This window comes from Xanthomonas campestris pv. campestris str. ATCC 33913 (genome assembly GCF_000007145.1).
Classification (GTDB): domain Bacteria; phylum Pseudomonadota; class Gammaproteobacteria; order Xanthomonadales; family Xanthomonadaceae; genus Xanthomonas; species Xanthomonas campestris.
Window position 1 is genome coordinate 743,494 of sequence record NC_003902.1, and the last position, 26,423, is coordinate 769,916.

Below are 26,423 nucleotides of genomic sequence, written 5' to 3' on the forward strand. Positions count from 1 at the left end.
GCGTATGGATGCTGCGCTGCGGCAGTCGGACGCAGCGATGTGGGCGATGCTTAAGCTCGGTCTTGCCTGGACCATATATCCTGTGTGGCTTGAAAATGCAGCGCGGGTGCGCGCGACCAGGAGGGTAGATAGTGGCGACTTGGCTAGTAACCGGCAGGGCCGGCTTCATCGGCGGAAATTTTGTTCTGGAGGCGGTCTCTCGCGGGATCCGCGTGGTCAATCTGGACGCGCTCACTTATGCGGGCAATCTGAATACGCTGGCGTCGCTGGAAGGCAATGCCGACCATATCTTCGTCAAGGGCGACATCGGTGATGGAGCGCTTGTGACTCGCTTGCTGCAGGAACATCAGCCGGACGCGGTGCTGAACTTTGCAGCCGAAAGCCATGTCGATCGCTCGATCGAAGGCCCTGGCGCCTTCATCCAGACCAATGTGGTCGGCACTTTGGCCCTGCTCGAGGCAGTGCGCGACTATTGGAAAGCACTGCCGGACACGCGCCGTGATGCCTTCCGCTTCCTGCATGTGTCCACCGACGAGGTCTATGGCACGCTCGGTGAGACCGGCAAGTTCACCGAAACCACGCCGTATGCGCCCAATTCGCCGTACTCGGCGTCCAAGGCGGCATCGGATCATCTGGTGCGCGCGTTTCACCACACCTACGGGCTGCCGGTGCTGACCACCAACTGCTCGAACAACTACGGTCCGTATCACTTCCCCGAAAAACTCATTCCGTTGGTCATTGCCAAGGCGCTGGCTGGCGAGCCGCTGCCGGTCTATGGCGATGGCAAGCAGGTGCGCGACTGGTTGTTCGTCAGCGACCACTGCGAGGCGATCCGCACCGTGCTGGCCAAGGGCCGGGTCGGCGAGACTTACAACGTGGGCGGCAATTCGGAGCGGCAGAACATCGAGGTCGTGCAGGCGATCTGCGCGCTGCTGGATCAGCATCGCCCGCGCGAAGATGGCAAGCCGCGTGAGAGCCAGATCGCCTACGTCACCGACCGCCCCGGGCACGATCGTCGGTATGCGATCGATGCCTCCAAGTTGAAGGACGAGCTGGGCTGGGAGCCGGCGTACACCTTCGAGCAGGGCATCGCGCAGACCGTGGATTGGTACCTGACCAACCAAACCTGGGTCCAAGGCGTGCTGGATGGTAGCTATCGACTGGAACGCATCGGCGCAACGGTTTAACGCGCGCACCCCCGGCACGAGCCCGCGCGTTTTGGTGCAGGCTGCCCTAAAGGAATATCTGTGATGACACAACGTAAAGGCATCATCCTGGCGGGCGGCTCCGGCACCCGCCTGTACCCCATCACCAAGGGCGTCAGCAAACAGCTGCTGCCGGTGTACGACAAGCCGATGATCTACTACCCGCTGAGCGTGCTGATGCTCGCGGGTATCCGGGACATCTTGATCATCAACACGCCGCACGAGCAGGCGCTGTTCCAGTCGCTGTTGGGCGATGGCGCGCAGTGGGGCGTCAATATCCAGTACGCCGTGCAACCCAGCCCGGACGGGTTGGCGCAGGCCTATCTGATCGGACGCGACTTCGTAGGCGGCAAGCCGAGTTGCCTGGTATTGGGCGACAATATTTTCCATGGCCACGGTTTGACCGATACCTTGCGCCGCGCCGACGCGCGCGAGCAGGGTGCGACGGTGTTCGGCTACTGGGTCAACGATCCGGAGCGCTACGGTGTTGCCGAATTCGATCAGCACGGCAAGGTCATCGACATTGCCGAAAAGCCGGAAAAGCCACGCTCCAACTATGCGGTCACCGGTTTGTATTTCTATGATGGCAAGGCCAGCGATTATGCGGCTGCCTTGAAGCCGTCGCCGCGCGGCGAGCTGGAAATCACCGATCTCAATCGTTGCTATCTCGATGCTGGCGACTTGCATCTGGAGCCGCTGGGTCGCGGGTATGCGTGGCTGGATACCGGCACGCATCAGTCTTTGCACGAAGCGGCGAATTTCATCGAGACCATCCAGATGCGACAGGGCTTGCAGGTGTGCTGTCCGGAGGAGATTGCATTCGGTCAAGGCTGGATCGATGCCGAGCAGCTGGAGCGTCTGGCGGCGCCGTTGTTGAAGAATGACTATGGCAAGTATTTGACTGCATTAGCCAAGCGTGGGGCTGTCCATTGAAAGTGATCGAAACGACGTTGCCCGGCTGCGTCGTCATCGAGCCTGCGGTCTTCGGTGATGAGCGCGGTCAGTTCTTCGAAACATGGAATGCGGAGCGCTTTGGGCAGCACGGCCTGCCGACGAGTTTTGTGCAAAGTAACGTCTCCACGTCCGCCAGGGGCGTGCTACGTGGTCTGCACTATCAGTGGCCTCGACCGCAGGGCAAATTGGTGAGCGTGCTTGAAGGCGAGGTGTACGATGTCGCGGTGGATATCCGCGCTGGGTCTCCCCACTTCGGGCGTTGGACCGCTGTTTTACTGAGCGCAGAAAATCGACGCCAAGTCTGGATACCTGAAGGCTTTGCACATGGTTTCGCAGTACTTTCAGAGAAAGCATTGTTCAGCTATCTGTGCACCGATGTGTACGTCAAGGAAGCCGATGCTGGCGTGCGTTGGGACGATGCGGCGATCGGGATCGATTGGCCGGTCAGCGATCCGTCGCTGTCCGCCAAGGATGCCAAGGCGCCGTTCCTGGATGAGGTGCCAGTCGATCGTTTGCCGGTGTATAGGCCGTGACCACGCTGGTGTTCGGTGCGAACGGGCAGGTAGGGGCGGAACTGCTACGCGCATTGGCTGCCGATGGCGCGGTGCAGGCGACGACACGCAGTGGCCGATTGCCTGATGGTAGCGCGTGCGAGACCGCAGACTTCGACGCACCGGAAACTTTGCCAGCCTTGCTGGACCAGATTGGCCCGTCGCTTGTCGTCAATGCTGCGGCCTACACGGCAGTGGATCGCGCCGAGCAGGATCGCGTCAGCGCGATGCGGGCGAATGCGCAGGCACCTTTGACCATTGCGGCATGGTGTGCCGCCCGTGACGTGCCGCTGGTGCATTACTCGACCGATTACGTCTTCGACGGCCAGGGCACCGCCCCCTATCTTGAGGATGCCCAAACCTCGCCGCTAGGCGTGTATGGCGAAACCAAGCTCGCTGGTGAGAACGCCATCCGTGCTTCCGGCGCGCAGCATCTGATCCTGCGTACGGCATGGGTGTACGCATCGCACGGCGGGAATTTCCTGCGCACCATGTTGCGTGTCGGCGCCGAGCGCGACGAGCTACGCGTGGTGGCCGATCAGATCGGAACGCCGACGCCGGCGGCGTTGATCGCCGATATCACTGCACAGTTGCTTCGGCAACGCACCGCCGAAACATCGGGTACCTGGCATCTCACTGCTGCAGGGCAGACCAGCTGGCATGGCTTTGCCGAGGCGATCTTCGAAGAGGCTGTGAGCGCAGGACTGCTGCCGCGTGCGCCGCGCGTGGTACCGATCACCACCGCAGACTATCCGACCCCTGCGAAGCGGCCGGCGTATTCGCGGTTGTCGATCGAGAAACTGCAGCGCGATTTCGACATCGTGCTGCCGGAATGGCGACCTGGCTTGCAGCGCGTGATTGCCGAAGTCGCCGCTGCCAGACAGTAAAAGTCGCGGCTCAGATCGGTGGCAACCACGCTGCCTGCCGACGAAATGAGAGCCGCAAAAGCAAACAGCCGGGAATCCCCGGCTGTTTGCTTTTGTGTTGCATAAACCTGCAAACGACCGATCAGGTACGCCCGTAGGTATCCTCAAAGCGCACGATATCGTCTTCGCCCAGATAGCTGCCGGACTGCACTTCGATCAGTTCCAGCGGCAATTTGCCCGGGTTCTTCAGGCGATGGGTGACGCCCAGCGGGATGTAGGTACTCTGGTTTTCGGTCAGCAGCAGCACTTCTTCGCCACGGGTGACCTCGGCGGTGCCGCTCACCACGATCCAATGCTCGGCGCGGTGGTGATGCATCTGCAGGCTGAGCGTGGCGCCCGGCTTGACGGTGATGCGCTTGACCTGAAAACGCTGGCCCATGTCGATCGAATCGTAAGCGCCCCACGGACGATAGACCTTGCGGTGCCAGGTCGCCTCGGAGCGGCCGGCCGACTTGATCTGGCTGACCACTTCCTTGACCTCCTGGATGCGGTCGCGGTGGCCGACCAGCACGGCGTCGTCGGTTTCCACCACCACCACATTTTCCAGGCCGACCATGGCGATCAGGCGTGAGCCGTACGCGTAGGTGTTCTTGCAGTCCAGCTGGATGACATCGCCGTGGTGCGCGTTGCCCTGACCATCCTGCTCGGAGACGTCCAGCAGCGACGACCATGAACCGACATCGTTCCAACCGGCATCCAGCGGCACCACGACCGCATCGGCAGTCTTTTCCATCACCGCATAGTCGATCGAATCCGACGGGCTGGAGGCGAACGCATCCTTGTCCAGACGGGTGAAGTCGGCGTCGCGCTTGCCGCCTTCCCAGGCTTTCTGGCACGCATCGGCGATGGCGGGCTGGAATTTGCGCAGTTCTTCGAGGTAGCGCGAGGCGCGGAACAGGAACATGCCGCTGTTCCAGTAGTACTCGCCGCTGGCCAGATAGCCCTGTGCAGTGGCCAGATCGGGCTTCTCGACGAAGCGCTCGACCGCAGTGGCGCCGGTGCCGACACCGGCCTTGATGTAGCCATAGCCTGTCTCGGGCGCGGTCGGCTTGATGCCGAAGGTGACCAGCTTGCCCTGTTCTGCGGCAGCTGCCGCGACGGTCACGGCAGCCTGGAAGGCGGCCTCGTCACGAATCACATGATCGGACGGCAGCACCAGCAGCAGCGGATCGCCGCCGTTGCGGGTGGCTTCCAGTGCGGCAACCGCAATCGCCGGGGCGGTGTTGCGGCCCTTGGGCTCGAGCAGGATGGCCGATGGCTTCACGCCCAGCTGCTGCAACTGCTCGGCCGCCATGAAGCGGTGCTCTTCGTTGGCCACCACGATGGGTGCGTGCGCCGCCACCGGAGCGGAGCGCAGCCAGGTGGCCTGCAGCATGCTGTGCTCGCCGACCAGCGGCAGGAACTGCTTCGGGTACGATTCGCGCGACAACGGCCACAGGCGCGTGCCGGAGCCGCCGGAAAGAATGATCGGAAGGACATCGCTCATGAGCGGGGGAAACTCCAGTGCGTCAAAGTGGGGGAAGATGGTAAATCAGCCGCGTAACAGGTTGGAAATTTCCTGCGTACGCGTCTCCAGCAGTGCAGCATCGCCGCGCGTTTCCACGTTCAGACGCAGCAGCGGCTCGGTGTTGGAGCTGCGCAGGTTGAAGCGCCATTGCCCGAAGTCGGCGCTGATGCCGTCGGTGTAATCCAGCTCCGGTGACTGATCACCGTAATGCGCCATGACGCGTGCAACCGCGGCCTTCGCGTCGTCGACCTTGAAATTGATCTCGCCGCTGCAGGGGAACTTCTGCATGCGCGCTTCGACCAGGTCCGCCAGCGAACGGCCCGATTGCGAGACCAGCTCGGCGATCAGCAGCCACGGAATCATGCCCGAGTCGGCGTAGGCGAATTCGCGGAAGTAATGGTGCGCGCTCATTTCGCCACCATAGACGGCATTTTCGCTGCGCATCTTTTCCTTGATGAAGGCGTGGCCACTCTTGCACAGCACCGGAATGCCGCCGGCGTCTTCCACCATCTCCACCGTGTTCCAGGTCAGGCGCGGGTCGTGCACGACCTTGCCGCCGGGCTGCTTGGCCAGGATGGCTTGCGCCAGCAGGCCGACCAGGTAATAGCCCTCGATGAAGCGGCCAGTGTGATCGAAGAAGAAGCAACGATCGAAGTCGCCATCCCAGGCAATCCCGAAGTCGGCGCCGTGTTCCTTGACCGCCTTGGCGGTGGCGTCGCGGTTTTCCGGCAGCAGCGGGTTGGGGATGCCGTTGGGGAAGTTGCCATCGGGCTCGTGGAAGACGCGCACGAATTCGAATGGCAGATGCGGTGCCAGCAGGTCGACGATCAGGCCGGCGCCGCCGTTGCCGGCGTTGACCACCAGCTTGAGCGGCTTGAGCGTGCTGCGGTCTACGTAGCTGAGCAGGTGCTCCAGATACGCGGTCTTGTCGGTGCGGCTGTGCTCGGCAGCGGTGGGCTCGCCTGCAGCGGCAGTGTCGGCCGCGACCGTGTCGCGGATGGCGAACAGGCCGGTATCGGAGCTGATCGGCCGCGCCTGCTCACGCACCAGCTTCATGCCGTTGTAGTCCATCGGGTTGTGGCTGGCGGTGACCATCACGCCGCCGGCGGCCTTGAGGTGATCGGTCTGGAAATAGACCTCCTCGGTGCCACACAGGCCAATGTCGATCACCTCGCGGCCGCTGGCACGCAGGCCGGCAGACAGGGCTTCCTGCAGTGCCGGGCTCGCCAGGCGCACATCGTGGCCCAGGACCACGGGCCCTTGATCCAGCTGCGCCGCCAGTGCCACGCCGATGCGGCGGGCCAAGTCCTCGTTGAGTTCATCCGGCACGCGGCCGCGAATATCGTAGGCCTTGAAGGCGGGTAGCGTCATGGGCAATTCCTCGGGTGGGGGACAGCCGAGTTTAGCGGCTGCGCCGTGTCTTGGGTGTGGCGGAATTGCGACCGAGGACAGGGAACAGTCAGCGGCTAGAATGCCCGCTTCGCATCAGCGAGGTGAGAGCGGTGATGAACCAAGTTGCAAGGGGGGCGGGCGCCAAGCGCTATGCCGATGCCAAGGCGGCGCTGGCCGGCGTGGTGGCCGATGGACAGACGCTGGCGGTTGGCGGCTTCGGGCTGTGCGGCATTCCGGAAGCCTTGATCGCTGCGCTGCGCGACAGCGCGGTGAGCGGCCTGACGGTGATTTCCAACAACGCAGGCGTGGATGGCTTCGGCCTGGGCCAATTGCTGGCGACCCGCCAGATTCGCAAGATGATTTCGTCTTATGTGGGCGAGAACAAGGAATTCGAACGCCAATATCTGGCCGGCGAACTCGAGCTGGAATTCAACCCGCAGGGCACGCTGGCCGAGCGCCTGCGTGCGGGCGGTGCGGGCATTCCCGCGTTCTACACCGCCACCGGCTACGGCACCATCGTGGCCTACGGCAAGGAGACGCGCGAGTTCGATGGCAAGCATTACGTGTTGGAAACCGCGTTGCAGGCCGACGTTGCGCTGATCAAGGCGTGGCGCGCCGATACTGCCGGCAACCTGGTGTTCCGCAAGACGGCGCGCAATTTCAATCCGGCCTGTGCCATGGCCGGGCGCGTCTGCATCGCCGAGGTAGAGGAGATTGTCGAGCTCGGTGCGATCGATCCGGATCAGGTGCATCTGCCCGGCATTTATATCGACCGCCTGGTACTCAACGCCACTCCGGAAAAACGCATCGAACAGCGCACCGTGCGCCAGGGAGACAAGTAATGGCCTGGACCCGCGATCAGATGGCGGCACGCGCCGCGCGCGAACTCACCGACGGCGCCTACGTCAACCTGGGCATCGGCCTGCCCACGCTGGTGGCCAACCACATTCCCGACGGCGTGGACGTGTGGCTGCAATCGGAAAACGGCCTGCTCGGCATCGGCCCGTTTCCCGGCGAAGACGAAGTGGACGCGGACCTCATCAATGCCGGCAAGCAGACCGTGACCGCACGCTCGGGTGCCAGCTATTTCGGCAGCCACGATTCGTTCGCCATGATCCGCGGTGGACACATCGACCTGGCGATCCTCGGCGCGATGCAGGTCACCGACCGCGGCGACCTTGCCAACTGGATGGTGCCGGGCAAGATGGTCAAGGGCATGGGCGGCGCGATGGACCTGGTTGCCGGCGTCAAGCGTGTGGTCGTGCTGATGGAACACGTGGCCAAGGACGGCACGCACAAGATCCTGCCGCAATGCGACCTGCCGCTGACCGGCGTGGGCGTGGTCGATCGCATCATCACCGACCTGGCCGTGTTTGATGTGACCGATGGCGGGCTGGTGCTGGTGGAGGCTGCAGAGGGCGTTGGGTTGGAGGAGCTACGCGCCAAAACCGGTGTTGCGTTCGTTGTACAAACAAGAGGCTAGATGTTTACGCTGCAATTCGCAGGGCGCCGTCAAGGCGCCTTGCGTGCATATCGGTAAGGCTGGGCGGATGGTGTTTTGGTGATGCCCAGTGTTTGTTCGACCGTGGTGACGCGATGCCCCGAATGGGTCACTGCAAGACCGACGAAGCGCTCGATCGCATGCGCAAGGGTGCCATCGATCTGTCCCTGTTCGCTTTCAAATTCGCTCGCATGAAGATGCGCGTCCAGCAATGGGCGTAGCGCCTCAAGCCTTGCCCAGAACATGCTGCCGGAAGCAAACAAGCTATTTGTGTCCGGCGCATCCGAGCCTGTGCGAACAGTAAGATAATCCAGTGCGTCAGCATTGCCGCCGATAAATTCGGTCACCGGTAATAGATGATCTTCAGGTGCCGCGAGACCGGCAAGCGGATCGGTAGAGAACGCGTTCACGATCGCATCGACCCGCTGCGGCCCTAGCAATGCGGTGAGCATCTCGCCCCGCCATGCATTTCCGTCATCGCGATGGGTCGATTTCTTGGTATGCAGCTTCAAAACCAGCTGCACGTTCTCGTCGAGTAGCCGATTGGCCACGTGTAGGAAAGGCAGGATGTCGCGGCCACGATTTTCAAAGCCTTCCACCTCGGCCTGGATGCCGCGGCGCTGTATGCACTTAGTGACTTCGATGACCTTCGTGAGGTCGGTCGTGATGATGATGCGCAGCGGAGTTCCGCACTCCACAATTGCGTCGAGCATCTCGTCCAGTACATCGAGATACCAGGCGTGCAAGACCACGCATGCGCTTGGCGAACATATCTCGGTGGCGACATCGGGTGCACGCGTCAGTGCCTGTCGTGTTGCATCCAGCCATGCGTATCCCAAGCGCGCATCCGGTTCGAGTACTGCACCCTCAGCCCACTCGTTCCATGCATTGATGAACACCATGCGGTGCGCGGACGGCGCATTGGCGAGGCGATGTTGCACGGTGCGCGCGAGCCAATCACGGTAGCGACGCGGTGATGCATGCAGATAGATGCGTCCTTTCCCCGAACGGCGCGGTTCGTTGTCCCAGCCCGGGTTGACACCTGGATACAGCGTGTAATCGCGTAGCGGTCGCTGTTCCATGTCGCGCGCAAGTTCTCTCCAGTCGAGCACGTCGCCACTGAAGTCCGGATTCACCAATCGCTGTCTTGCAGTGACCGAAGGTGGCGTACTCATATTGGGAGGAAATTCAACTGCCGCATCAAATCCGATGTCGCGCGGATCCGGACGTTCGAAGCCTTGGACATAGGCAAGATGAATTTCACCGATGCCATTGTCGCGGCACCAATTGCGCCAGCGTGCTGCGGTCTGCACAGGCTCGGGCAGTAAATGTGGCCGATAAACCAGCAACAAGGGGCGGTCACCCACGCGCAGATATTTAGGATTGCGCATATACCTTGCGACGTGGGCGATAAAGGCCAGATCGTCGTCCGCACTGTGAGCCTGATCGATCAAAACATCGTGACCACGGCCATCCCAGCGCCGCGCCCATTTCTCGTTCGCCCAGCAAAGGCAGAACGGCAACGTGATCGAGGTGTCTGCGTGCCATTGGGTGATCGGCATTTCCAGCAAGGTCTTGCCGGCGAACCAATAGAAATAGAAGCAAAATGCGCCTAGACCGTACTCCTGTGCCAGTCGAGCCTGCTCGCGCATGACATCAGGAGTGCGAAGATCGTAGAAGCCGAGGTCAGCAGGCAGTCTGGGCTGTTGATGTCCCTCAAATTGCGGAAGAGTGCGGGAGACATTGCGCCATTCGGTGAAACCCTTGCCCCACCATGCATCGTTTTCCGGGATAGGATGAAATTGCGGCAGATAGAACGCAACCAAGGTTGCCGGAAGCGTTTCGGGTAATGCAATCGTGCGATAAGCCACATGGCCAATCGCCGCTTCATCACTACGTGCTGTGGGGCGCCGCGAAATCGCATGGTTTGCGCGGCCACGTACAGGCTCGGGTACCCAATCGGCATGTCGGTCCAGAAACCAGCTACGCCACCGGTCGCGTGTTGCATCGCTTAAAGGGATGACACGAAACCCAGCGCGCAGCAGCCCAAATAAGTGGGCGCGCGCGCGTGCCTGGATCGAGCGATCGAGTGTGCTCACAGATTCTGGTAGTTCGGCCCCGAACCACCCTCCGGGGTGACCCAGGTGATGATCTCGTAGGGGTCCTTGATGTCGCAGGTCTTGCAATGCACGCAGTTGGCGGCGTTGATCTGCAGGCGCTTGCCGGAGGGGCTGGTGGTGTCTGCGACCATTTCGTAGACGTTGGCCGGGCAGAAGCGGGTGCAGGGGTTGTTGTATTCCTCCACGCAGCGGGTGGCGCAGATGCTGGTGTCAAGCACCTGCAGATGCACCGGTTGGTCTTCGTCGTGTTCGGTGGCGGCGAAGTAGACCGCCTGCAGCCGATCGCGTGGGGCGAGCTCGCGCTGGAAGTAGTCGCGTTTGGGCTGTTCGTACTCGCCGAGTTTGTGCATGGCCGACCAGTCCGGCTTGTTTTTCAGTGTCCACGGCGAGGCGCCTTTGAGCGCGGTTTCCCAGGCGGCATTGAGCATGCCCAGCCACAGTCCCTTCTTGAAGCCGGGCTTGATGTTGCGCACCTGCTTGAGTTCGGCCATGGCATCGGAGGCGCGCAGCTTGGCGTCGAAGCCCTGTGGGGCTAGCTGCGATTGCACCAGGTGCTCGGCGGCCAGCATGCCGCTGCGGATCGCCTGATGGGTGCCCTTGATCTTGGGCACGTTGAGCAGGCCGGCGGTGTCGCCGATCAACAGCGCACCCGGCATTTCCACCTTGGGCAGCGATTGCCAGCCGCCGGTGACGATGGCGCGCGCGCCGGCCGACAGGATGCTGCCGCCTTCCAGCAGGGGCTTGATCAGCGCGTGGTTCTTCCATTGCTGGAAGGCCTCCCACGGCTGGTAATTGGGGTCGCTGTAGTCCAGCCCGCTGACGTAGCCCAGCGCGATCTGGTTGTTGTCCAGGTGATATAGGAAGCTGCCGCCATAGGTGCGGTTGTCGGCCGGCCAGCCGAGCGTGTGCACGATCTTGCCGGGGCTGACGCGGCCCTCGGGCACCTGCCACAGTTCCTTGATGCCGATCGAATAGCCCTGCGGGTCGACATCGGCAGTCAGGTCGAAGCGCTTGAGCAGGCGCTTGGTGAGATGGCCACGTGCGCCTTCGGCCAGCACGGTGACCTTGGCGCGGATGTCGATACCGGCGGTGTAGCCGGTCTTGTGCGACCCATCCTTGGCCACGCCCATGTCGCCGATGCGCACGCCCACCACCTGGCCGCTGTCGTCGTGCAGGGTTTCGGCGGCGGCAAAGCCGGGGTAGATCTCCACGCCCAGGGCTTCGGCCTGCGGAGCGAGCCAGGCGCACATGGCGCCCAGGCTGACGATGAAGTTGCCGTGGTTGCGCATGCCTGGCGGCACCACCGGGAATTTGCGCGCACTGTCCTTGCCAAGAAACCAGAATTCGTCTTCGGTGGCGGCCACGCAGATCGGCGGCGGGCGATCGCGCCAGCCCGGCAGCAAGGCATCCAGCGGGCCGGGTTCGATCACCGCGCCGGAGAGGATGTGCGCACCGATGGTGCTGGATTTTTCGATCACGCACACGCTCAACGCGGGGTTGAGCTGTTTGAGCCGGATCGCGAACGACAGCCCGGCCGGACCGGCACCGACGGTGACGACGTCGTACTCCATCACGTCGCGCTCGACCGTCTCTGACGCTTGCGCGCCGATTCCCGCTTCCGACATTGCTCCGCTCCCGTTGGCTCGATGGCTGGGGTGCATTTTCCGGGATTGCATGTGATGGCGGCAAATCGCGTTGATTCATCCGCCGCTGCCGGTGCGCCCGGACACGCGCATGCTAGCGTTTGCGCATGAACATACGCGTTGCACTGCCGCAAGCTCAGGTCCACTGGTGTCGCGGCTGGTTGCAGGCCGCGCACGCCGATGCGCTGATGCAGGCGCTGCTGGACCAGGTGCAGTGGGAGGTCCATCGCATCCGCATGTTCGGGCGGGTGGTGGATTCACCGCGTCTGAGCAGCTGGATCGGCGATGCGGATGCCAGCTATCGCTACTCGGGCACGCAGTTTGCGCCGCAGCCGTGGCTGGAGGCGCTACAGCCAGTGCGTACGCGTCTGCAGGATGAGACCGGCTCCCCGTTCAACAGCGTGCTGGTCAACCGCTACCGCAGCGGAGCCGACGCGATGGGCTGGCATAGCGATGACGAGCCGGAGCTGGGCGCGCAACCGGTGATCGCATCGCTAAGCCTGGGCGCGGCGCGGCGGTTCGCCTTCAAGCATCGGCACGATGCGGCGTTGAAGCAGACCCTGGAACTCGGCCATGGCGACTTGTTGCTGATGGGCGGCGATACCCAGCGCCATTACAAACATGCCTTGCCGCGCACCGTAAAACCGGTCGGCGAGCGCATCAATCTGACCTTTCGCCAGATTGCGGTGCGCGTGTCCCAGCGATAAAAGAGCGGCTAACAAAACGTCGCGAGCGGTCGCCTGGCGGTGAGCGCAGTGGTTTCGTTGGCTGCATCTTGTTGGATGCAGTCAGAAGCCAGGTCAAACGCTGGGTCGCTCAAGGGCGCAGTGTCCTCACCGCTTGCGGGACACGCCGTCAACCCGTCCCTGGGGGCTCGGTGGCGGCATCCATGCCGCCACACGGTCCCGCAAGCGGCGAGGACACCGCACCAGACAGTTTGCTGGCTGTTTTACTGAAAGCCATGCACACCGACCATCTCGACGGGTCCTTGCCCGCCCATCGTCGCGGGCGCTTACGCGGCATGGATGCCGCGCAAGAGCTTACAAGGACGTACTTGCAGCGTGTCCCGCGATGGTGGGAAGGCAAGGGCCCCCGCAGTCATGCAGCAGATCAGCCGCTTTGCGGCAGCCCCAGGCGGGCGCGGCCGGTACTCGGAATCGGCATGTACCACTCGTATGCTCCGGCTCCTGCGCGCCGTCCGTGTCCACCTGGCGACCGCTGGCTACGTTTTTCTGGCTGCTCGCTTGCGCTTACAACGCACGCGGCAAGGTCTGGCTGTCCTGCTGACCGGTGATCAAGGTCCAACCCACCAGCTCGGTGGTGACCTGGGTCAGGGCCTGCTCGAACGCGGCCGCGACCGCAGCGGTGTCGGTGCTGCTCGAGGGGCGGGCCACGGTGAACGTACGCGATGCCACCACGCGCTGATCGGAGGAATGCAGCAGCTTGGCGTTGAGCTCGATGGTGGCAGCCGGCAGCGACTGGCCGGCATAGTCGGACTCGAAGCGGCGCACGTCGATCGCCAGTTTGTAGTCCGAGCGGATCCCGGCGCCGATGCGCGCAACCGCGGCGATCTTGCCTGAGTCTTCGAAGGCGCGGACCACGCTGTCTTCCAGCATGTCGGTGGCCGGTTGCGCCCAGCCGGCGCCGTGATAGACCTGCAATTCGCCCGGGGTCGGCCGCACATTGATGCGCGGGCTGTCGATGATGCGCGCGGCGCTGGGCTTGGCCACCAAGAGCTGCCAGCTCACCTGCGGCCACGCTGGATTTGGCGTGACGCGCACGGTGGGGGCGTAGATTGTGGCCGGTTTCTGGTCGCCACCGGTCAGGACCGAGCAGCCGCCCAGCGCCAGCAACGAGACGCACAGCAGGGGACGCAACAGGCGCATGGCAGTCATTTCGGTTCGAACTCCTTGGGTGCGTCGCGGCCGAGCAGGTAGCGCGCAGGGTTGTTATCCAGTTTGTCGCTGACCCGGCGCAGATCGCGGATCAGGCCGCGCAACTCGGTGAGCGTGGGGCCCAGCTGGCCCAGGCCGTCATTGGCAAAACTATTGATGGCCGCGCGGTTCTCGCCAAGGATGTTGTCGGCGTTACCGGCGGCCGAATCCAGCTTGACCAGGGTGGCGTCGAGTTTTTCCAGGATGCCGGGCAGCTGCTGCACTAGGTTCTGGTCCAGCCGCTTGATGGTGCCGTTGGTGGTGGTCAGGGTGGTGTCCAGATTGCGCGCGGCGTCGCGCGCGCTGACGATCAGCGCCTGCATGCCTTCGTCGCGATCGGCGATGCCGCCGCTGATCTTTTCCAGGTTCTGCAGTGTGGCGGTGATGCTGGCCACGTTCTTGTCCGAGAGCATCTGGTCCATGCGCTCGACGATGCGATTGGCGGTGTCGGTGATGTTCTGCAGCGCCGACGGCGTGGTCTGGATGATCGGCGCGTCGCTCTTGTCGATGGTGGTCAGCGACGGTGCTTCGGGCGTGCCGCCGGAGAGCTGGATGATCGACGGGCCGGTCAGGCTGGTGATGGCCAGCTTGGCGCGGGTGTCGCTCTTGATCGGCGTGGTGGAGTTCACCCGCACATGCGCCACGACCTGGCGCGGGTCGTTCGGCGCCAGCGTCAGCTCGGTGATCGAGCCCACCGCGATGCCGTTGTACTGCACCGGGCTGCCGACCGACAAGCCGGTCACCGCCTCGCGGAACACCACCCGGTATTGCTGCCAGGTGCGGTCGGAGGAGTATTTGGCGGCCCACAGCCCGAACAGCAGCAAGGCCAGGCCGGCCACGATGGTGAAGGCGCCGATCAGGACGTAATTGGCTTTGGTTTCCATGCTCAGGCGGTCTCGGTGGAGGCGGTCTTGGCCTGGCGCGCGGCACGCGCACGGGGGCCGTGAAAATATTCCTGGATCCAGGGGTGATCGACTTGTTCGATTTCGGCCAGCGGGGCGTTGGCGATCACCTTGCGATCGGCCAGCACCGCGATGCGGTCGCAGATGGCGTACAGCGTATCCAGGTCGTGGGTGATCAGGAACACGGTCAGGCCCAGGGCCTGCTGCAATGTGCGGATCAGCCGGTCGAAGGCGGCCGCGCCGATTGGATCCAGCCCGGCGGTGGGCTCGTCCAGGAATAGCAGCGGCGGGTCCAGTGCCAACGCCCGCGCCAGTCCGGCGCGCTTGCGCATGCCGCCGGACAATTGCGAGGGCAGCTTGTCCAGCGCGTCGGCGGGCAAACCGGCCAGCTTGATCTTCAACAGCGCCAGTTCGAAATACCAGCGCTCGGGGAATTCGCCGTGATGCTCCTTCAGCGGCACCTGCACGTTCTCGCCGACGGTCATCGAGGAAAACAGCGCGCCGTCCTGAAACAGCACACCGGTGTTGCGGGTGATGTGCTGGCGATCGACGAAACGGCCCGAGCGCGCATCCGCGCCAAGCACCTGGATGCTGCCGGCATCGGGTTCGCGCAGGCCCAGGATGCTGCGCATCAACACCGACTTGCCGGTGCCCGAGCCGCCGACCACGCCCAGGATCTCGCCGCGGCGCACGTCCAGGTCGAGCTCTTCGTGGACGACCTGGCTGCCGAACCGGTTGGTCAGCCCGCGCACGGAGATTGCCAGCTGGTCGTCGTCAGTCTCGGGAGTGGTGATTTGGGATTCGGGATTGGTCACAGCAGGCCTCTCGCGAGCGCGGAGACGCCCGCGCGTGTGCTTTGCACGAATCCCGAATCCCCAATGTCGAATCCCGGCCTCATCACCACCCCATCTTCATGAACCACAACGCCGCAATTGCGTCGAGGATGATGACCAAGGAAATCGTCTGCACCACCGAAGAAGTGGTGCGTTCGCCCACCGACTGCGCGGTGCCGCTGACCTTCAAACCCTCCAGGCAGCCGATCAGGCCGATCACCAGCGCAAACAGCGGCGCCTTCGACAGGCCGACCAGGAAGTGCCGCAGCTGGATGGTGTCGTGCATGCGCGCCAGGTACATCTGCGGCGGAATATCCAGATCGAACGCGCCCACGGTGACGCCACCGGCCAGGCCGGCGATCATCGCGATGAAGGTCAGCAAGGGCAGGGTGAAGATCAGCGCCAGCAGGCGCGGGATCACCAGCAGGTCGATCGGGTCCAGGCCCAGGGTGCGGATGGCATCCACTTCCTCGCGCGATTTCATCGCGCCGATCTGCGCGGTAAACGCGCTGGCGGTGCGGCCGGCCAGGACAATAGCGGTGAGTAGTACGGCAAATTCGCGCAGGAACGCGATCGACACCAGTTCCACCACATAGATCTCCGCGCCGAAGTCGCGCAGGATCGTCGAGCCCAAAAACGCGATCACCGCGCCCACCAGGTACGACAGCAGCACCACCAGCGGCACCGCATCCAGCCCCACCTGTTCCATGTGGTGCACGGTGGAGGTGAGCCGGAAGCGGCGCGGTTCGTGGATCAGTCGCGCGATCTTGACCAGGTTCTCGCCCAGGAAGCTGTTGAGCTCCAGGATGCCCTGGCCCACGCCGTGGGTGGTGCGGCCCAGACGGTCGAGCGCGGCGACAAAGCCGTAATCGCGCTTGGGCTTGGGGCGCTCGTCGTTGAGTTCCTCGATGGTGCACACCAGTGCCTGGTGCTCGTCGCGGAAATCGATGGCGTCTTCTTTCAGGCCCATGCGGCTGGCAAAGCGCAGCAGCTGCAGTACCCCGGCCGAATCCAGTTGCCCGATGCCACGCGCGTCGATGCGGCGCACCCCGTCGGGAACGGCTTGCAGCAGCTCGGCCTGGGGCAGGGCGGTGGCCAGGACCCAACTGCCGGCGAGGCGTACCTCGGCATGGTCCTGCGAGTCTTGTTCTATGCGTGGCGGTTGCGGTTTGATCATGGGCGGCCTGTCCGTGGCGTCAGCATACAGTGGCTGGCGTGAGCGAATGATGGGGAGTAGCTGCGCGCACGGCGACAGCGACCGGCGATGGCGACCACGGGCCAGGCGTGCTGCGCATACACTGGCGTCCTCGCCCAGGCGCCGCTTCGATCCGACCCGCCACGCATGTCTGCTGCCACCGTTGTTCCATCGTCCGCCGGCGCAACCTACGCGCAACGTGTCGCCTTCGTGTCGGAAATCGCCGGGCGCCTGCATTCCTATGGCACCACCGCGCAGCGGCTCGAGGCGGCGGTGATCGGCCTGTCGCAGAAACTGGGGCTGGATTGCGAGCCCTGGTCCAATCCCACCGGCATCATCCTGAGCTTCAGCGACCCGACCAAGTCGATCGGCTCCAGTGACATCACCCGCGTGATCCGCCTGGCGCCGGGCGAGAACGACCTCTACAAACTCAGCGTCGCCGACTACGTGGCCGACAGCGTCGCCAGCGGGCGCATGAGTATTGCCCAGGGCCACACGGCCCTGCGCCGTCTTGACCGCGAGACGGACCGGCGCGGCAAGGCCCTGCAGGTGCTGGCGTTCGGCCTGGCCGCGGCCGGGGTGGCCGGGCTGTGGAAGCTGCCGTGGCTGGACATCGCCACCGCCGGGGTGATCGGCATGTCGATCGGGCTGCTCACCCAGTACACCGACAAGCGCCCGGCCACCAAGGAGGCCGGCGAAGCACTGGCCGGGCTGCTGGCCGGCGTGGTCGCTGCGCTGGTGGCCTCGCTGGTCGGCCCGCTCAATCTCAATACGGTGATCATTGCCTCGCTGGTGGTGCTGCTGCCCGGTATGTCGCTGACCAATGCGTTCAACGAGTTGGCCAGCCAGCATTGGGTGTCGGGCACGGCGCGCCTGGCCGGTGCGGTCACCACGGTGCTCAAGCTCACCGTGGGCGCGGTGATTGCGGTGACGTTGACCCAGTTGGTGGGCTTGAACCCGCAGGTCGCCGCGGTGCGCCCACAGGCCGGCTGGGTGGAATGGGCCTCGCTGCTGGTGGCCGCGTATGCGTTCGCGGTGCTGTTCAAGGCCAATCGCCGCGATTATCTGTGGATCATGGCGGCGGCCATGTCCGGGTATGTCATCGCACGTTATGCCGGGCATGCCTGGGGCGGGCCGGCCGGCGTGTTCGCATCGGCGATGGCATTGACCGCCGCCGGAAATCTGTTTGGACGTGTGGTGCAAAAACCCGGTGCGCTGATCCGGTTGCCGGGCATCATCATGCTGGTGCCCGGTAGCACCAGTTTGCGCGGGTTTTTGACCCTGGTGCAGCAGCAGGATGTCACCGTCGGCCAAGCTGCACTATTGGCGGTCACCAATATCGTGATGGCTTTGGTGGCCGGATTGCTGTTTGGCAATCTGCTGATCCCGGCCCGCAAGAATTTATGACAGGCCCGAACGGCGCCCAATAAAAAACGCCGGCAGTGCCGGCGTTTTTTATTTGCCTTGAATCACGCAGCCTTGGCTTTCTTGGTCGCGCGCTTGGTGGCGGTTTTGCGCGTGGCCTTCTTGGCGGTGGCCTTCTTTGCCGGCTTTGCGCCGCCGTCCTTCTTGATCAGGAAGTCTTCGACCTTCTTGCCGGCAGCGGTCAATTCAGCCAGCCAGCGCGGCTGCTTGCCGCGGCCGGTCCAGGTTTCCTGGGCATTGGCGGGATTGCGGTATTTCGGTGCAACCTTGCCCAGCTTGCGTCCGGCACGCGGACCCGGCTTGCCGGCGGCGGCCGGACGGCCCGGGCCGGCACTGGCGGCGGCGCCGAACAATTCTTCAATGGAATAACCCTGGGCTTTCGCGGCGCGGGTCAATTGGGTCCGCACCTTGGCAATCGGCGCGCGCTTGGCGACCACCGTCTGCTGCTTCTTTGCATTCTTGATCAGTGCGCCCAACTGCTTGGCCGACAGGCCGGTGAGATCGATCGACATCACTACTCCGGAAAATTGAGAGGGAAATTAAGAGCAACTAACAAAACGGCGACATATTCGAATGGCAGGCGCGGCCTGCCATCGGTTTTCTCTGGAGCGCGTCCATGCGAAATCCTGCGCACCATCCCAAACCGCACGTCACGCTTTGTTAGTCGCCCCTGAAAAACCCCCTTCAAGCACCAAGTGTCATCGGCGACAGCGGCACGGCGCTAAAGGATGGCCATCCCATCGCCCGCATCCAGGCACGCAAAAACGCGATCCAGCGCAGCAGCCAGCGCAGGTTGTAGCCGGCGGCGCAGCCGAGTACGTGCAGCGCATCGCCTTGTGCACCTTTCAGCCTGCAGCGACGCAACCTGCAGTCGTCTTTCAGATGTCCGATCACCGGTTCCACCGCCTGCCGTCGTTTGATCCAGCGCCATTGCCGTCGCGTCAGCGTCTTGGCCTTGCCACGATGGAGCACCTGCACGCCATCGACCTCGCGCCCGCGATAGCCCAGGTCCACGATCGCCACCGTCGGTTCTACGCTCAGATCCTGCAGCAACCCGCGTGTCTGCTCCAGCTGCTCGGCCAAGGTGTCGCCGTCGTACGGGTTGCCCGGGAAGCTACGCGCACCCACGACCAATCCCTTGCAGGCGGTGACCGCAATGCCGACCTTGACGCCGAATTCGTACGCTTGACGCGCCTTGCCCTTACCGATGCATTCCACTTCCGGGGCATGCAATGCGTACAGTTTTTGTTTGTCCTTCGGACGCTGCGTGTACAGCCGTTGCGCACGTTCCAGCCAGACCGCGATGCGCTCGCGCACGCCGGGTTCCACCTGGTCCAGCTTGCGCGCGATATCGCGCAACACCCGCCCCAAGACCGTGCGTTGACGTCGCAGCACGCGCTGCATGCGCTTGAACTGGCGTGCATGCGCATAGCGGCCCGCCTTGCGGCTCAGGGCCGGACCTTGCCGTGCGTAGCTCTGCCGCAACCCGATGCCGTAACGCTTGGCCAGCAGCACCAGTTTCTTGCGTGCCACCTCCAGCAACCGACTATCGGTCGGATAGGCAATCGCCTTTTCCTGCACCGTGGTGTCCACGATCACCCGCGACAACTCGCGTGCGTCCACCGCCTGCATGGCATGTGCAGCGTTGATGGTGTGTGCCAGCAACTCTTCCATCCCCGCTTCGTCAAGCCGCTGACGCCAGCGCGTCAGCGAGCTGGCATCGCACGGCAAGCGCGTCTGGAACACGACCTCGCCAGTGAAAAACTGCCAATACGGATTTTCCAGCCAACGCTCGCACACCGCCTCATCGGACAGGTCGTAGGCGTGTTTGAGGTAGAGCAAACCGGCGATCAGCCGCACCGGCAATGCCGGCCGACCGCCACCAGCCTGGGTGGCCGGCAAGCGCGATGAAAGTGCTTGCTCCAACGCCGTCCACGGCATCCGTTGGCTCAGCTGCGCCAGCGGATGCCGCAGATCGATCTGGTTCTCCAGGCGCGAACGAAACAACTCCTCGGCAGGCATGTGCTCGGCAGCAGGACGGCGTGTATGCATGAGTGGAAATTGCCAGAAACCAGCCTTCAGCGTAGCGAAAACTGGTAGTTCTGGCACGCCACTGCAGACATCAAGGCCTTGCGGGCGTTGGGTGATTGGGGGTTTTTCAGGGGCGACTTGTTAGTTGCTCTCGGAATGCCATTCCGTGGCAGCGCCGGCCATCATAATGACAGAAAACCCATATGACAAATGCGCCGAATTACTTCGGCGCAGTGCGTTCATCCAGCGGGAGGATATTGCCCGGGTTTGATCAGTTCCCAAGCCGGGAGAATAACCCGGCCTTATCCAGGTTTTCTGCCGATTCGGCGGTGCGGGCGCGATATTCAAAAGTCCCGGCCGCCAATCCACGCTCGGACACCACCACGCGGTGCGGAACGCCCAGCAGTTCCATATCGGCAAACATGGCGCCCGGTCGCAGGCCGCGATCGTCCAACGCCGCGTCGATGCCGGCGGCGATCAATTCCTCCAGCAAGTCACCGGCCGCGGCAGCCACCTGCGCGTCCTGCTTGGGGTTGATCACGCACACCACCACCTTCCACGGCGCCATCGGCGCGGGCCAGACAATGCCGGCGTCGTCGTGGTTCTGTTCGATTGCCGCCGCCACGATGCGCGAGATGCCAATGCCGTAGCAGCCCATCTTCATCACCGCAGCCTTGCCGTTTTCATCCAGCACGGTGGCCTGCAGCGCTTCGGCGTATTTACTGCCGAGCTGGAACACATGCCCCACTTCGATGCCGCGGGTCAGGCGCAGCTCGCCGCCGTCGCTGGCCCGGTCGCCGTCCACGACATTGCGCACGTCGGCCACGGTCTCCGGTTCGGGCAGGTCGCGGCCCCAGTTGACCCCGGTCAGGTGCACGCCTACCGCGTTGGCACCGACCACGAAATCAGCCATGGCCGCGACGTCGCGATCGGCAATAATGCGAATCGGCTGGGCCGGCTGCACCGGGCCCAGGAAGCCGGGCTCGCTGCCCAGGTGCTGACGGATCTCGCTTTCATTGGCCAGCCGGTAGTCGGCCATGCCGGCGACCTTGGCCAGCTTGAGCTCGTTGACGGCGTGATCGCCACGCACCAGCACCAGCACGAAGCCGGCGGTGGTCATCACCGCGATCGACTTCACCGTGCGCTGCAGCGGCAGGCCCAGCAACTGGGCCACGTCTTCGCAGGTCTTCTGGGTAGGTGTGTCCACGCGCTGCAGGGTCTCGCCGGCAGCCGGGCGCGGTGCGGGCAGGGCGGCGCTGGCGGTTTCCACATTGGCTGCGTAGTCCGAGCCGGTGGAGAACGCCAGCGAGTCCTCGCCCGATTCGGCGATGACATGGAATTCCTGCGAGGCATCGCCGCCGATTGCGCCGGAGTCGGCCTGCACCGCGCGGAACTCCAGCCCCAGCCGGGTAAAGATGCGGATATAGGCGGCTCGCATGTTGTCGTACTCGCGCGCCATGTCCGCATCGGTGAGATGGAACGAATAGGCGTCCTTCATCAGGAACTCGCGTGCACGCATCACGCCGAAACGCGGGCGGATTTCATCGCGGAACTTGGTCTGGATCTGGTAGAAATTCAGCGGCAGCTGCTTGTAGCTGTTGATTTCCTGGCGCGCGAACTCGGCCGCGGCTTCTTCGGCGGTCGGGGTGTAGCAGAACTCCTGTTCCTTGCGGTCCTTGATCTTCAGCAATTGCCCGCCGAACTTTTCCCAGCGGCCGGTCGCGTCCCACAGCTCGCGCGGCTGGATGGTGGGGAACAGCACTTCCACCGCCCCGGCGCGGTTCATTTCCTCGCGCACGATGGCCTCGACCTTGCGCAGCACGCGCAAGCCCAGCGGCGACCAGGTGTACAGCCCGGAGGCCAGCTTGCGGATCATGCCCGCGCGCAGCATCAGACGGTGGCTGACCAGCTCGGCGTCGGCCGGGGTTTCCTTGGTGGTGTGCAGGTGGAACTGGGAAAGACGCATCGGGCTTCGCTTGAGGCGGAAAGCCGATAGTTTGCCAGTGTCGTGCCCTGCAGGTCATCGGCGATGCCTCGGCGGCGCGTTGCGTGCACCGGCGCGTGGCCGGTGCGCAGGGCTCAGGTGGTTGGGCCGCCGGCCGGTGCCGGCTTGCAATAGGCCTTGGCGGCGGCCTCGGCCAGATTGCGCTGCGCGGCGCGCGCTTCCGGGTCCAGCGGGGTGCCAGGCTTGCCGTCGCCGGCGCCCATGGTCACTTCGCCCTTGCCGCTGAGCAGCTCCAGATTGCGGCGTGCGGTGAGGCAGTCGGCCGATTCGGGCGCGGCCGTTTCCGGGGCGGCGATGGCGGCGGTGCCGCTGCGCGCGTCGATCCGGCGCGACTCGTAGCGTTGGCCGGTCGGGGGCGGGGTCTCGGTGTAGTGGGTCACGCCCTTGGCGTCCTTCCACTTGTATAGATCGGTGGCGCCGGCGGCGGCGCTGACCAGCATCAACAGGGCGCAGAGCCCGGACGACAGGTGCATGAGGCTTCCCCTAGATGATTCCCGCGGCGATTGCAGCATTCAGCGACCGCCGTGGCAAGTGATCGATGGGCCGGCAGGGCGCATCAGGCCGGGCCGCGCTACCGCCGGACGGACCTCAGGCCCTACACTTGCCGGATGGATGAAATGAGACCGCCCCCGCGTTCGCGCACGATCTACCTGCTGCCGAACCTGTTCACCACCGCCGGGTTGTTCTCCGGCTTCTACGCCATCATTGCTGCCGCCAACGGCCAGTTCGTGCAGGCCAGCATGGCGGTGTTCGTGGCCGCGGTGATGGACGGGCTGGACGGCCGCGTGGCGCGCCTGACCAACACCAGCAGCGAATTCGGCGTGCAGTACGACTCGCTGGCCGACCTGGTCAGCTTCGGCATGGCGCCGGCGCTGGTGATGTATCACTGGTCGCTGTCGGCGCTGAAGTTCGACAGCAGCGTGATGGGCCGGGTCGGCTGGTCGGCGGCGTTTCTGTATGCGGCCTGCGCCGCGCTGCGGCTGGCGCGCTTCAACACCCAGGTCGGCGTGGTCGACAAACGCTGGTTCATCGGCCTGGCCAGCCCGGCCGCGGCCGGCTTGATGATGTCCTTCGTGTGGGCCTTCGCCGACGACAGCCTGGGCCTGGATGGCGAGCAGCTGCGCTATGTGGCGCTGTGCGTCACCGTGGTGTCGGCGTTGCTGATGGTCAGCCGGATCCGTTTCTGGAGCTTCAAGGGCGGCGAACGCGGCCCGCGTGCCGACCGGGTGCCGTTCCTGGCGCTGGCGATCGCGGCGGTGGTCATCGCGCTGCTGGTCATCGACCCGGCACGCTCGCTGCTGGTGATCGGCGTGCTGTACGCCTTGTCCGGCCCGGTGATGTGGCTGTGGCGGCGCGGACGCAGGACGCCCGAGCTGCCATGAGCGAGATGGCCGTCGCGCCGGTGTGGTCGGACCTGCAGGTGAGCTGCCTGCAGGCGATGGGCCACACCGTGTATCTGGACCGCGACACGGTGGAGCCCGAACCGGCGCCTGCCGTGGCCGAGGCGCCGGCACCGGTGCGTGAACCTACGCGCCCGCAACACGCCGCGCCTGCGCCCAGCGCAGCACCTGCCGCACGCCGCAACGCACCGGCTGCGCCGTCCGAGCCACCTGCCGATGTCAGCGTTCGACCGTCCGCGCCTGCCGCACCGCGGCGTGGCCGTGTGGGCATGCCCGACAGATTGCAGATTGCCTTGTTGCGTGCATCCGGCTGCAATCCCGGTGATCCGCAGACCCAGGCGTTGATGGCCTCCTGGCCTCTGGCCGAATTGCGCGGCAACCCGGCCGCCAAGCGCGCGCTGTGGCCGCAGCTGCGCGCCCTGCGCCGGCGCCAGGGCCCGGCGTGAGCGCCATGAACGCGCCGATGCCCACTGCCCTGCGCGCGATGCGTGAGAGCGACCTGGACGCGGTGATGGACATCGAGCGCCGCGCGTATCCGTTTCCGTGGACGCGCAGCATTTTTCGCGATTGCCTGCAGGCCGGGTATCCGGGCTGGGTGCTGGAGCAGGCCGGGCAGATCATTGGCTACGGCGTGATCAGCATTGCTGCCGACGAGGCGCATGTGCTCAACGTCTGCATTGCACCGGAAGCACAGTCGCAAGGGCACGGCCGTGTGTTGCTGCGCGCGCTGATCAAGGCGGCCTGCGACCGTGGCGCGCGGCGCGCGTTCCTGGAAGTGCGCCCGTCCAATCCGTCGGCGATTGCCTTGTACCACTCCGAAGGGTTCAACGAGATCGGGCGACGTCCGCGCTACTACCCCGCGCACACCGGGCGCGAAGATGCCCTGGTGATGGCGATCGAGTTGTTCTTCGAAGGCATCTCCTGACCGATCGTGTGGCGCGCAGGCTTTGCGACGCCCTGGTGTGACTTGACTGATTGAAGGCTGGCCGCGCCGCTGCGTGGCGGGCGCGTATGTGCTGACGCTCGGCACCATCATCGAACGCGCATGCAGGTGTACGCGCTTGCACGGCATGCGTGTGTGCATGCGTCACAGCTGACGAAGCGAACGCAACGTGCGTGCGGCCACTTCTGCTCATCATGCGACGCACGCGCTGATTGATACCCCGCGGTATTGGACGTGTGTGCGCATGATCGATCACTGCGCTGCACATCGCACGGAAGTGCACGTCACCGGCAATGCGTTTTGCTGCGTTTGTGCGGTCTCCAGCGCTCAGTGATGTGTCCTGATCGCGCTGCTTGATGTGCCCTCTCACATCCGCGATCACACATCGTGCTTGCGCTGCTGCACGCCACCACGCGCTGCACGTGATGTTGCATTGCAGTGTCCTCGCTGCTGTCTCCGCGTGTCTGCGTCATCGCGTTTTGTCTTCTCTTGAATGTCCCGCAAGCGTTTGCGTGACAGCGCGTGCACATCGACACATCGCCTAGATACAACCGATTGCGATGCTCCTAGTATCCGTGTCGCGGAAACTGAAAAGTACACAGATGAAAAGTACGTTCCGCGCGCTCTAGTCGAGCGATGTGCCGCTGCGCGGTGCGTCGAACTTATCCGAGGGAGACATCAAGATGAAGCCGAAATTCTCAACGGCGGCCGCCGCGTCGCTGTTTGTCGGGTCGTTGCTGGTGATTGGCGTTGCCAGCGCCGATCCTGCACTGGAAGTTGCCACGACAGGCTGGGCCACGCAGAACGGTGGCACCAAGGGCGGCTCCAAAGCCGCGGCCGCCAATATCTACACGGTCAAGAACGCTGCCGAGCTGAAAGCTGCGTTGAAAGCCAGTGTTGGCAGCAACGGACGCATCATCAAGATCAGCGGCGTGATCGACGTCAGCGAAGGCAAGGCCTACAGCACCACGGCCGACATGAAGAGCCGCGCGCGTCTGGACATTCCCACCAAGACCACCTTGATCGGCATCACCAGCAACGCGGAAATCCGCGAAGGCTACATGTACGTCAAGGCGAACGACGTCATCATCCGCAACATCACCATCGAAAATCCGTGGGATCCGCAGCCGGTCTGGGATCCGGACGATGGCAGCGCGGGCAACTGGAACTCCGAATACGACGGGTTGACCGTGGAAGGCGCCAGCAACGTGTGGGTGGACCACGTGACCTTCACCGATGGCCGCCGTACCGATGATCAGAACGGCACCGCCAACGGCCGCCCGAAGCAACACCACGATGGCGCGATGGACGTCAAGAAAGGCGCCAACTACGTGACCATTTCGTACTCGGTGTTCAAGCTGCACGAGAAGAACGATTTGATCGGCTCCAGCGACAGCGCCTCCAGCACCGACAGCGGCAAGCTCAAGGTCACCATCCACAACACCATGTTCCAGGACATCGCCGCACGTGCGCCGCGTGTGCGCTTCGGTCAGGTGCACCTGTACAACAACTACCACGTCGGCAGCACCAGCAATAAGGTGTATCCGTTCTCGCATGCGCATGGTGTCGGCAAGGAATCGAAGATTTTTTCCGAGCGCAACGCATTCGAGATCAGTGGCGTGAGCAGCTGCGACAAGATCGCTGCCGACTACGGCGGCAGCGTGTACCGCGATCAGGGCTCGTTGCTCAACGGCAAGGCGCTTTCTTGCTCGTGGAATACCAACATCGGCTGGACGCCGCCGTATACCTACAACCTGCTGTCGGCCGACAAGGTCGCCGCCGACGTCAAGGCAAAAGCAGGTGCCGGAAAGCTGTAAGCGTTACCACGTGCAGTGCCCGGCAACGGGCACTGCACGTGATGGGTTGCAGCTATGCCGAGGGTGCACGTGCAGCATAGCGAAAATATACTTTTAAATAATTTACATAACCGATAGCATCGGTCGTGTCCGCTAGGGG

At 63.9% G+C, this 26,423-nt stretch carries 24 protein-coding genes and 1 other RNA gene; 13 read left to right on the top strand and 12 right to left on the bottom strand.

The features are described from left to right. Positions 1-131: 131 nt before the first annotated feature. The 4 genes from rfbB (at position 132) to rfbD (ending at position 3,597) form a co-directional block, all read left to right on the top strand. Entirely contained in the window at positions 132-1,187 is a 1,056-nt protein-coding gene (gene rfbB, locus XCC_RS03210) for a dTDP-glucose 4,6-dehydratase (protein ID WP_011035864.1), read from the top strand. Between the two features lie 63 nt (positions 1,188-1,250). After that, entirely contained in the window at positions 1,251-2,138 is an 888-nt protein-coding gene (gene rfbA, locus XCC_RS03215) for a glucose-1-phosphate thymidylyltransferase RfbA (protein ID WP_012439277.1), read from the top strand. Then, positions 2,135-2,692, top strand: a complete 558-nt coding sequence (gene rfbC, locus XCC_RS03220) for a dTDP-4-dehydrorhamnose 3,5-epimerase (RefSeq protein ID WP_011035866.1) — start codon at positions 2,135-2,137, stop codon at positions 2,690-2,692. Before rfbA ends, rfbC begins: the two co-directional genes overlap by 4 nt. Beyond that, the gene (gene rfbD / locus XCC_RS03225; RefSeq protein WP_011035867.1) at positions 2,689-3,597 is read left to right on the top strand and encodes a dTDP-4-dehydrorhamnose reductase; all 909 of its coding nucleotides are present in this window, start codon (positions 2,689-2,691) and stop codon (positions 3,595-3,597) included. Before rfbC ends, rfbD begins: the two co-directional genes overlap by 4 nt. A gap of 121 nt (positions 3,598-3,718) precedes the next feature. Here rfbD and XCC_RS03230 read toward each other — a convergent pair whose 3' ends face one another. Then, positions 3,719-5,122: a mannose-1-phosphate guanylyltransferase/mannose-6-phosphate isomerase gene (locus XCC_RS03230; RefSeq protein ID WP_011035868.1), complete on the bottom strand. Its 1,404-nt coding sequence runs from the start codon at positions 5,120-5,122 to the stop codon at positions 3,719-3,721. A 45-nt stretch (positions 5,123-5,167) separates the two neighbouring features. After that, a complete protein-coding gene (locus XCC_RS03235) occupies positions 5,168-6,514 on the bottom strand; it encodes a phosphohexose mutase (RefSeq protein WP_014506571.1) in 1,347 nt (448 codons plus the stop codon). A gap of 134 nt (positions 6,515-6,648) precedes the next feature. Here XCC_RS03235 and XCC_RS03240 point away from each other — a divergent pair, with 134 nt between their 5' ends. Together XCC_RS03240 and XCC_RS03245 are read left to right on the top strand one after the other, a co-directional pair. After that, positions 6,649-7,377, top strand: a complete 729-nt coding sequence (locus XCC_RS03240) for a CoA transferase subunit A (protein WP_011035870.1) — start codon at positions 6,649-6,651, stop codon at positions 7,375-7,377. Further along, entirely contained in the window at positions 7,377-8,018 is a 642-nt protein-coding gene (locus tag XCC_RS03245) for a succinyl-CoA--3-ketoacid CoA transferase subunit B (protein ID WP_011035871.1), read from the top strand. Before XCC_RS03240 ends, XCC_RS03245 begins: the two co-directional genes overlap by 1 nt. 29 nt (positions 8,019-8,047) lie before the next feature. Here the strand turns inward: XCC_RS03245 and XCC_RS03250 are convergent, their stop codons facing one another. Then, on the bottom strand, positions 8,048-10,135 hold the full coding sequence (locus XCC_RS03250) for a glycoside hydrolase family 99-like domain-containing protein (protein WP_019237970.1): 2,088 nt from the start codon (positions 10,133-10,135) through the stop codon (positions 8,048-8,050). After that, a complete protein-coding gene (locus XCC_RS03255; RefSeq protein WP_011035873.1) occupies positions 10,132-11,781 on the bottom strand; it encodes an electron transfer flavoprotein-ubiquinone oxidoreductase in 1,650 nt (549 codons plus the stop codon). Before XCC_RS03255 ends, XCC_RS03250 begins: the two co-directional genes overlap by 4 nt. 125 nt (positions 11,782-11,906) lie before the next feature. On the opposite strand from XCC_RS03255, the gene XCC_RS03260 reads away from it, so the two are divergent. Beyond that, positions 11,907-12,506 (top strand): alpha-ketoglutarate-dependent dioxygenase AlkB family protein, encoded by a 600-nt coding sequence (locus tag XCC_RS03260; protein ID WP_029629047.1) that lies wholly within the window; start codon positions 11,907-11,909, stop codon positions 12,504-12,506. Positions 12,507-12,961: 455 nt separating this feature from the next. Beyond that, positions 12,962-13,037: non-coding RNA, sX9 sRNA (locus XCC_RS03265), on the top strand. Positions 13,038-13,049: 12 nt separating this feature from the next. Here the strand turns inward: XCC_RS03265 and XCC_RS03270 are convergent. The 4 genes from XCC_RS03270 to XCC_RS03285 form a co-directional block, all read right to left on the bottom strand. Next, positions 13,050-13,694: an ABC-type transport auxiliary lipoprotein family protein gene (locus tag XCC_RS03270; RefSeq protein ID WP_011035875.1), complete on the bottom strand. Its 645-nt coding sequence runs from the start codon at positions 13,692-13,694 to the stop codon at positions 13,050-13,052. Next, positions 13,691-14,617, bottom strand: a complete 927-nt coding sequence (locus tag XCC_RS03275) for an MlaD family protein (protein WP_011035876.1) — start codon at positions 14,615-14,617, stop codon at positions 13,691-13,693. Before XCC_RS03275 ends, XCC_RS03270 begins: the two co-directional genes overlap by 4 nt. A 2-nt stretch (positions 14,618-14,619) precedes the next feature. Then, on the bottom strand, positions 14,620-15,450 hold the full coding sequence (locus XCC_RS03280; protein WP_011035877.1) for an ABC transporter ATP-binding protein: 831 nt from the start codon (positions 15,448-15,450) through the stop codon (positions 14,620-14,622). 82 nt (positions 15,451-15,532) lie between these two features. Further along, positions 15,533-16,645, bottom strand: a complete 1,113-nt coding sequence (locus tag XCC_RS03285; RefSeq protein WP_011035878.1) for an MlaE family ABC transporter permease — start codon at positions 16,643-16,645, stop codon at positions 15,533-15,535. A gap of 165 nt (positions 16,646-16,810) precedes the next feature. Between XCC_RS03285 and XCC_RS03290 the strand changes: the two genes are divergently transcribed. Next, positions 16,811-18,070, top strand: coding sequence for a threonine/serine ThrE exporter family protein (locus XCC_RS03290; RefSeq protein WP_011035879.1), 1,260 nt, complete (start codon positions 16,811-16,813; stop codon positions 18,068-18,070). 62 nt (positions 18,071-18,132) lie between these two features. Here the strand turns inward: XCC_RS03290 and XCC_RS03295 are convergent, their stop codons facing one another. The 4 genes from XCC_RS03295 to XCC_RS03310 form a co-directional block, all read right to left on the bottom strand. Then, positions 18,133-18,600: an H-NS family nucleoid-associated regulatory protein gene (locus tag XCC_RS03295; protein ID WP_011035880.1), complete on the bottom strand. Its 468-nt coding sequence runs from the start codon at positions 18,598-18,600 to the stop codon at positions 18,133-18,135. Between the two features lie 172 nt (positions 18,601-18,772). Further along, a complete protein-coding gene (locus tag XCC_RS03300; protein ID WP_011035783.1) occupies positions 18,773-20,140 on the bottom strand; it encodes an IS5-like element IS1478 family transposase in 1,368 nt (455 codons plus the stop codon). Positions 20,141-20,390: 250 nt separating this feature from the next. Beyond that, the gene (locus XCC_RS03305; protein ID WP_011035881.1) at positions 20,391-22,085 is read right to left on the bottom strand and encodes a proline--tRNA ligase; all 1,695 of its coding nucleotides are present in this window, start codon (positions 22,083-22,085) and stop codon (positions 20,391-20,393) included. Between the two features lie 113 nt (positions 22,086-22,198). After that, positions 22,199-22,597, bottom strand: coding sequence for a DUF4124 domain-containing protein (locus tag XCC_RS03310; RefSeq protein WP_012439261.1), 399 nt, complete (start codon positions 22,595-22,597; stop codon positions 22,199-22,201). A 135-nt stretch (positions 22,598-22,732) separates the two neighbouring features. Here XCC_RS03310 and pssA point away from each other — a divergent pair, with 135 nt between their 5' ends. The 4 genes from pssA (at position 22,733) to XCC_RS03330 (ending at position 26,284) form a co-directional block, all read left to right on the top strand. Next, positions 22,733-23,506, top strand: coding sequence for a CDP-diacylglycerol--serine O-phosphatidyltransferase (gene pssA, locus XCC_RS03315; RefSeq protein WP_011035883.1), 774 nt, complete (start codon positions 22,733-22,735; stop codon positions 23,504-23,506). Continuing rightward, a complete protein-coding gene (locus XCC_RS03320; RefSeq protein WP_011035884.1) occupies positions 23,503-23,970 on the top strand; it encodes an alanine acetyltransferase in 468 nt (155 codons plus the stop codon). Before pssA ends, XCC_RS03320 begins: the two co-directional genes overlap by 4 nt. Then, entirely contained in the window at positions 23,967-24,449 is a 483-nt protein-coding gene (gene rimI / locus XCC_RS03325) for a ribosomal protein S18-alanine N-acetyltransferase (RefSeq protein WP_012439259.1), read from the top strand. The genes XCC_RS03320 and rimI overlap by 4 nt, the downstream gene beginning before the upstream one ends. Before the next feature lie 701 nt (positions 24,450-25,150). Beyond that, entirely contained in the window at positions 25,151-26,284 is a 1,134-nt protein-coding gene (locus tag XCC_RS03330; protein ID WP_011035886.1) for a pectate lyase family protein, read from the top strand. Positions 26,285-26,423: the final 139 nt, after the last annotated feature.

What these genes read in the sequence shown, in the direction of transcription:
- XCC_RS03235 (WP_014506571.1), bottom strand. Translation starts at nt 6,514, where the DNA reads ATGACGCTACCCGCCTTCAAGGCCTACGATATTCGCGGCCGCGTGCCG.
- XCC_RS03330 (WP_011035886.1), top strand. Translation starts at nt 25,151, where the DNA reads ATGAAGCCGAAATTCTCAACGGCGGCCGCCGCGTCGCTGTTTGTCGGG.
- XCC_RS03230 (WP_011035868.1), bottom strand. Translation starts at nt 5,122, where the DNA reads ATGAGCGATGTCCTTCCGATCATTCTTTCCGGCGGCTCCGGCACGCGC.
- XCC_RS03270 (WP_011035875.1), bottom strand. Translation starts at nt 13,694, where the DNA reads ATGACTGCCATGCGCCTGTTGCGTCCCCTGCTGTGCGTCTCGTTGCTG.
- rfbA (WP_012439277.1), top strand. Translation starts at nt 1,251, where the DNA reads ATGACACAACGTAAAGGCATCATCCTGGCGGGCGGCTCCGGCACCCGC.
- XCC_RS03285 (WP_011035878.1), bottom strand. Translation starts at nt 16,645, where the DNA reads ATGATCAAACCGCAACCGCCACGCATAGAACAAGACTCGCAGGACCAT.
- XCC_RS03305 (WP_011035881.1), bottom strand. Translation starts at nt 22,085, where the DNA reads ATGCGTCTTTCCCAGTTCCACCTGCACACCACCAAGGAAACCCCGGCC.
- XCC_RS03275 (WP_011035876.1), bottom strand. Translation starts at nt 14,617, where the DNA reads ATGGAAACCAAAGCCAATTACGTCCTGATCGGCGCCTTCACCATCGTG.
- XCC_RS03240 (WP_011035870.1), top strand. Translation starts at nt 6,649, where the DNA reads ATGAACCAAGTTGCAAGGGGGGCGGGCGCCAAGCGCTATGCCGATGCC.
- XCC_RS03295 (WP_011035880.1), bottom strand. Translation starts at nt 18,600, where the DNA reads ATGTCGATCGATCTCACCGGCCTGTCGGCCAAGCAGTTGGGCGCACTG.
- XCC_RS03290 (WP_011035879.1), top strand. Translation starts at nt 16,811, where the DNA reads ATGTCTGCTGCCACCGTTGTTCCATCGTCCGCCGGCGCAACCTACGCG.
- XCC_RS03310 (WP_012439261.1), bottom strand. Translation starts at nt 22,597, where the DNA reads ATGCACCTGTCGTCCGGGCTCTGCGCCCTGTTGATGCTGGTCAGCGCC.
- XCC_RS03300 (WP_011035783.1), bottom strand. Translation starts at nt 20,140, where the DNA reads ATGCATACACGCCGTCCTGCTGCCGAGCACATGCCTGCCGAGGAGTTG.
- XCC_RS03320 (WP_011035884.1), top strand. Translation starts at nt 23,503, where the DNA reads ATGAGCGAGATGGCCGTCGCGCCGGTGTGGTCGGACCTGCAGGTGAGC.
- XCC_RS03260 (WP_029629047.1), top strand. Translation starts at nt 11,907, where the DNA reads ATGAACATACGCGTTGCACTGCCGCAAGCTCAGGTCCACTGGTGTCGC.
- XCC_RS03245 (WP_011035871.1), top strand. Translation starts at nt 7,377, where the DNA reads ATGGCCTGGACCCGCGATCAGATGGCGGCACGCGCCGCGCGCGAACTC.
- XCC_RS03255 (WP_011035873.1), bottom strand. Translation starts at nt 11,781, where the DNA reads ATGTCGGAAGCGGGAATCGGCGCGCAAGCGTCAGAGACGGTCGAGCGC.
- pssA (WP_011035883.1), top strand. Translation starts at nt 22,733, where the DNA reads ATGGATGAAATGAGACCGCCCCCGCGTTCGCGCACGATCTACCTGCTG.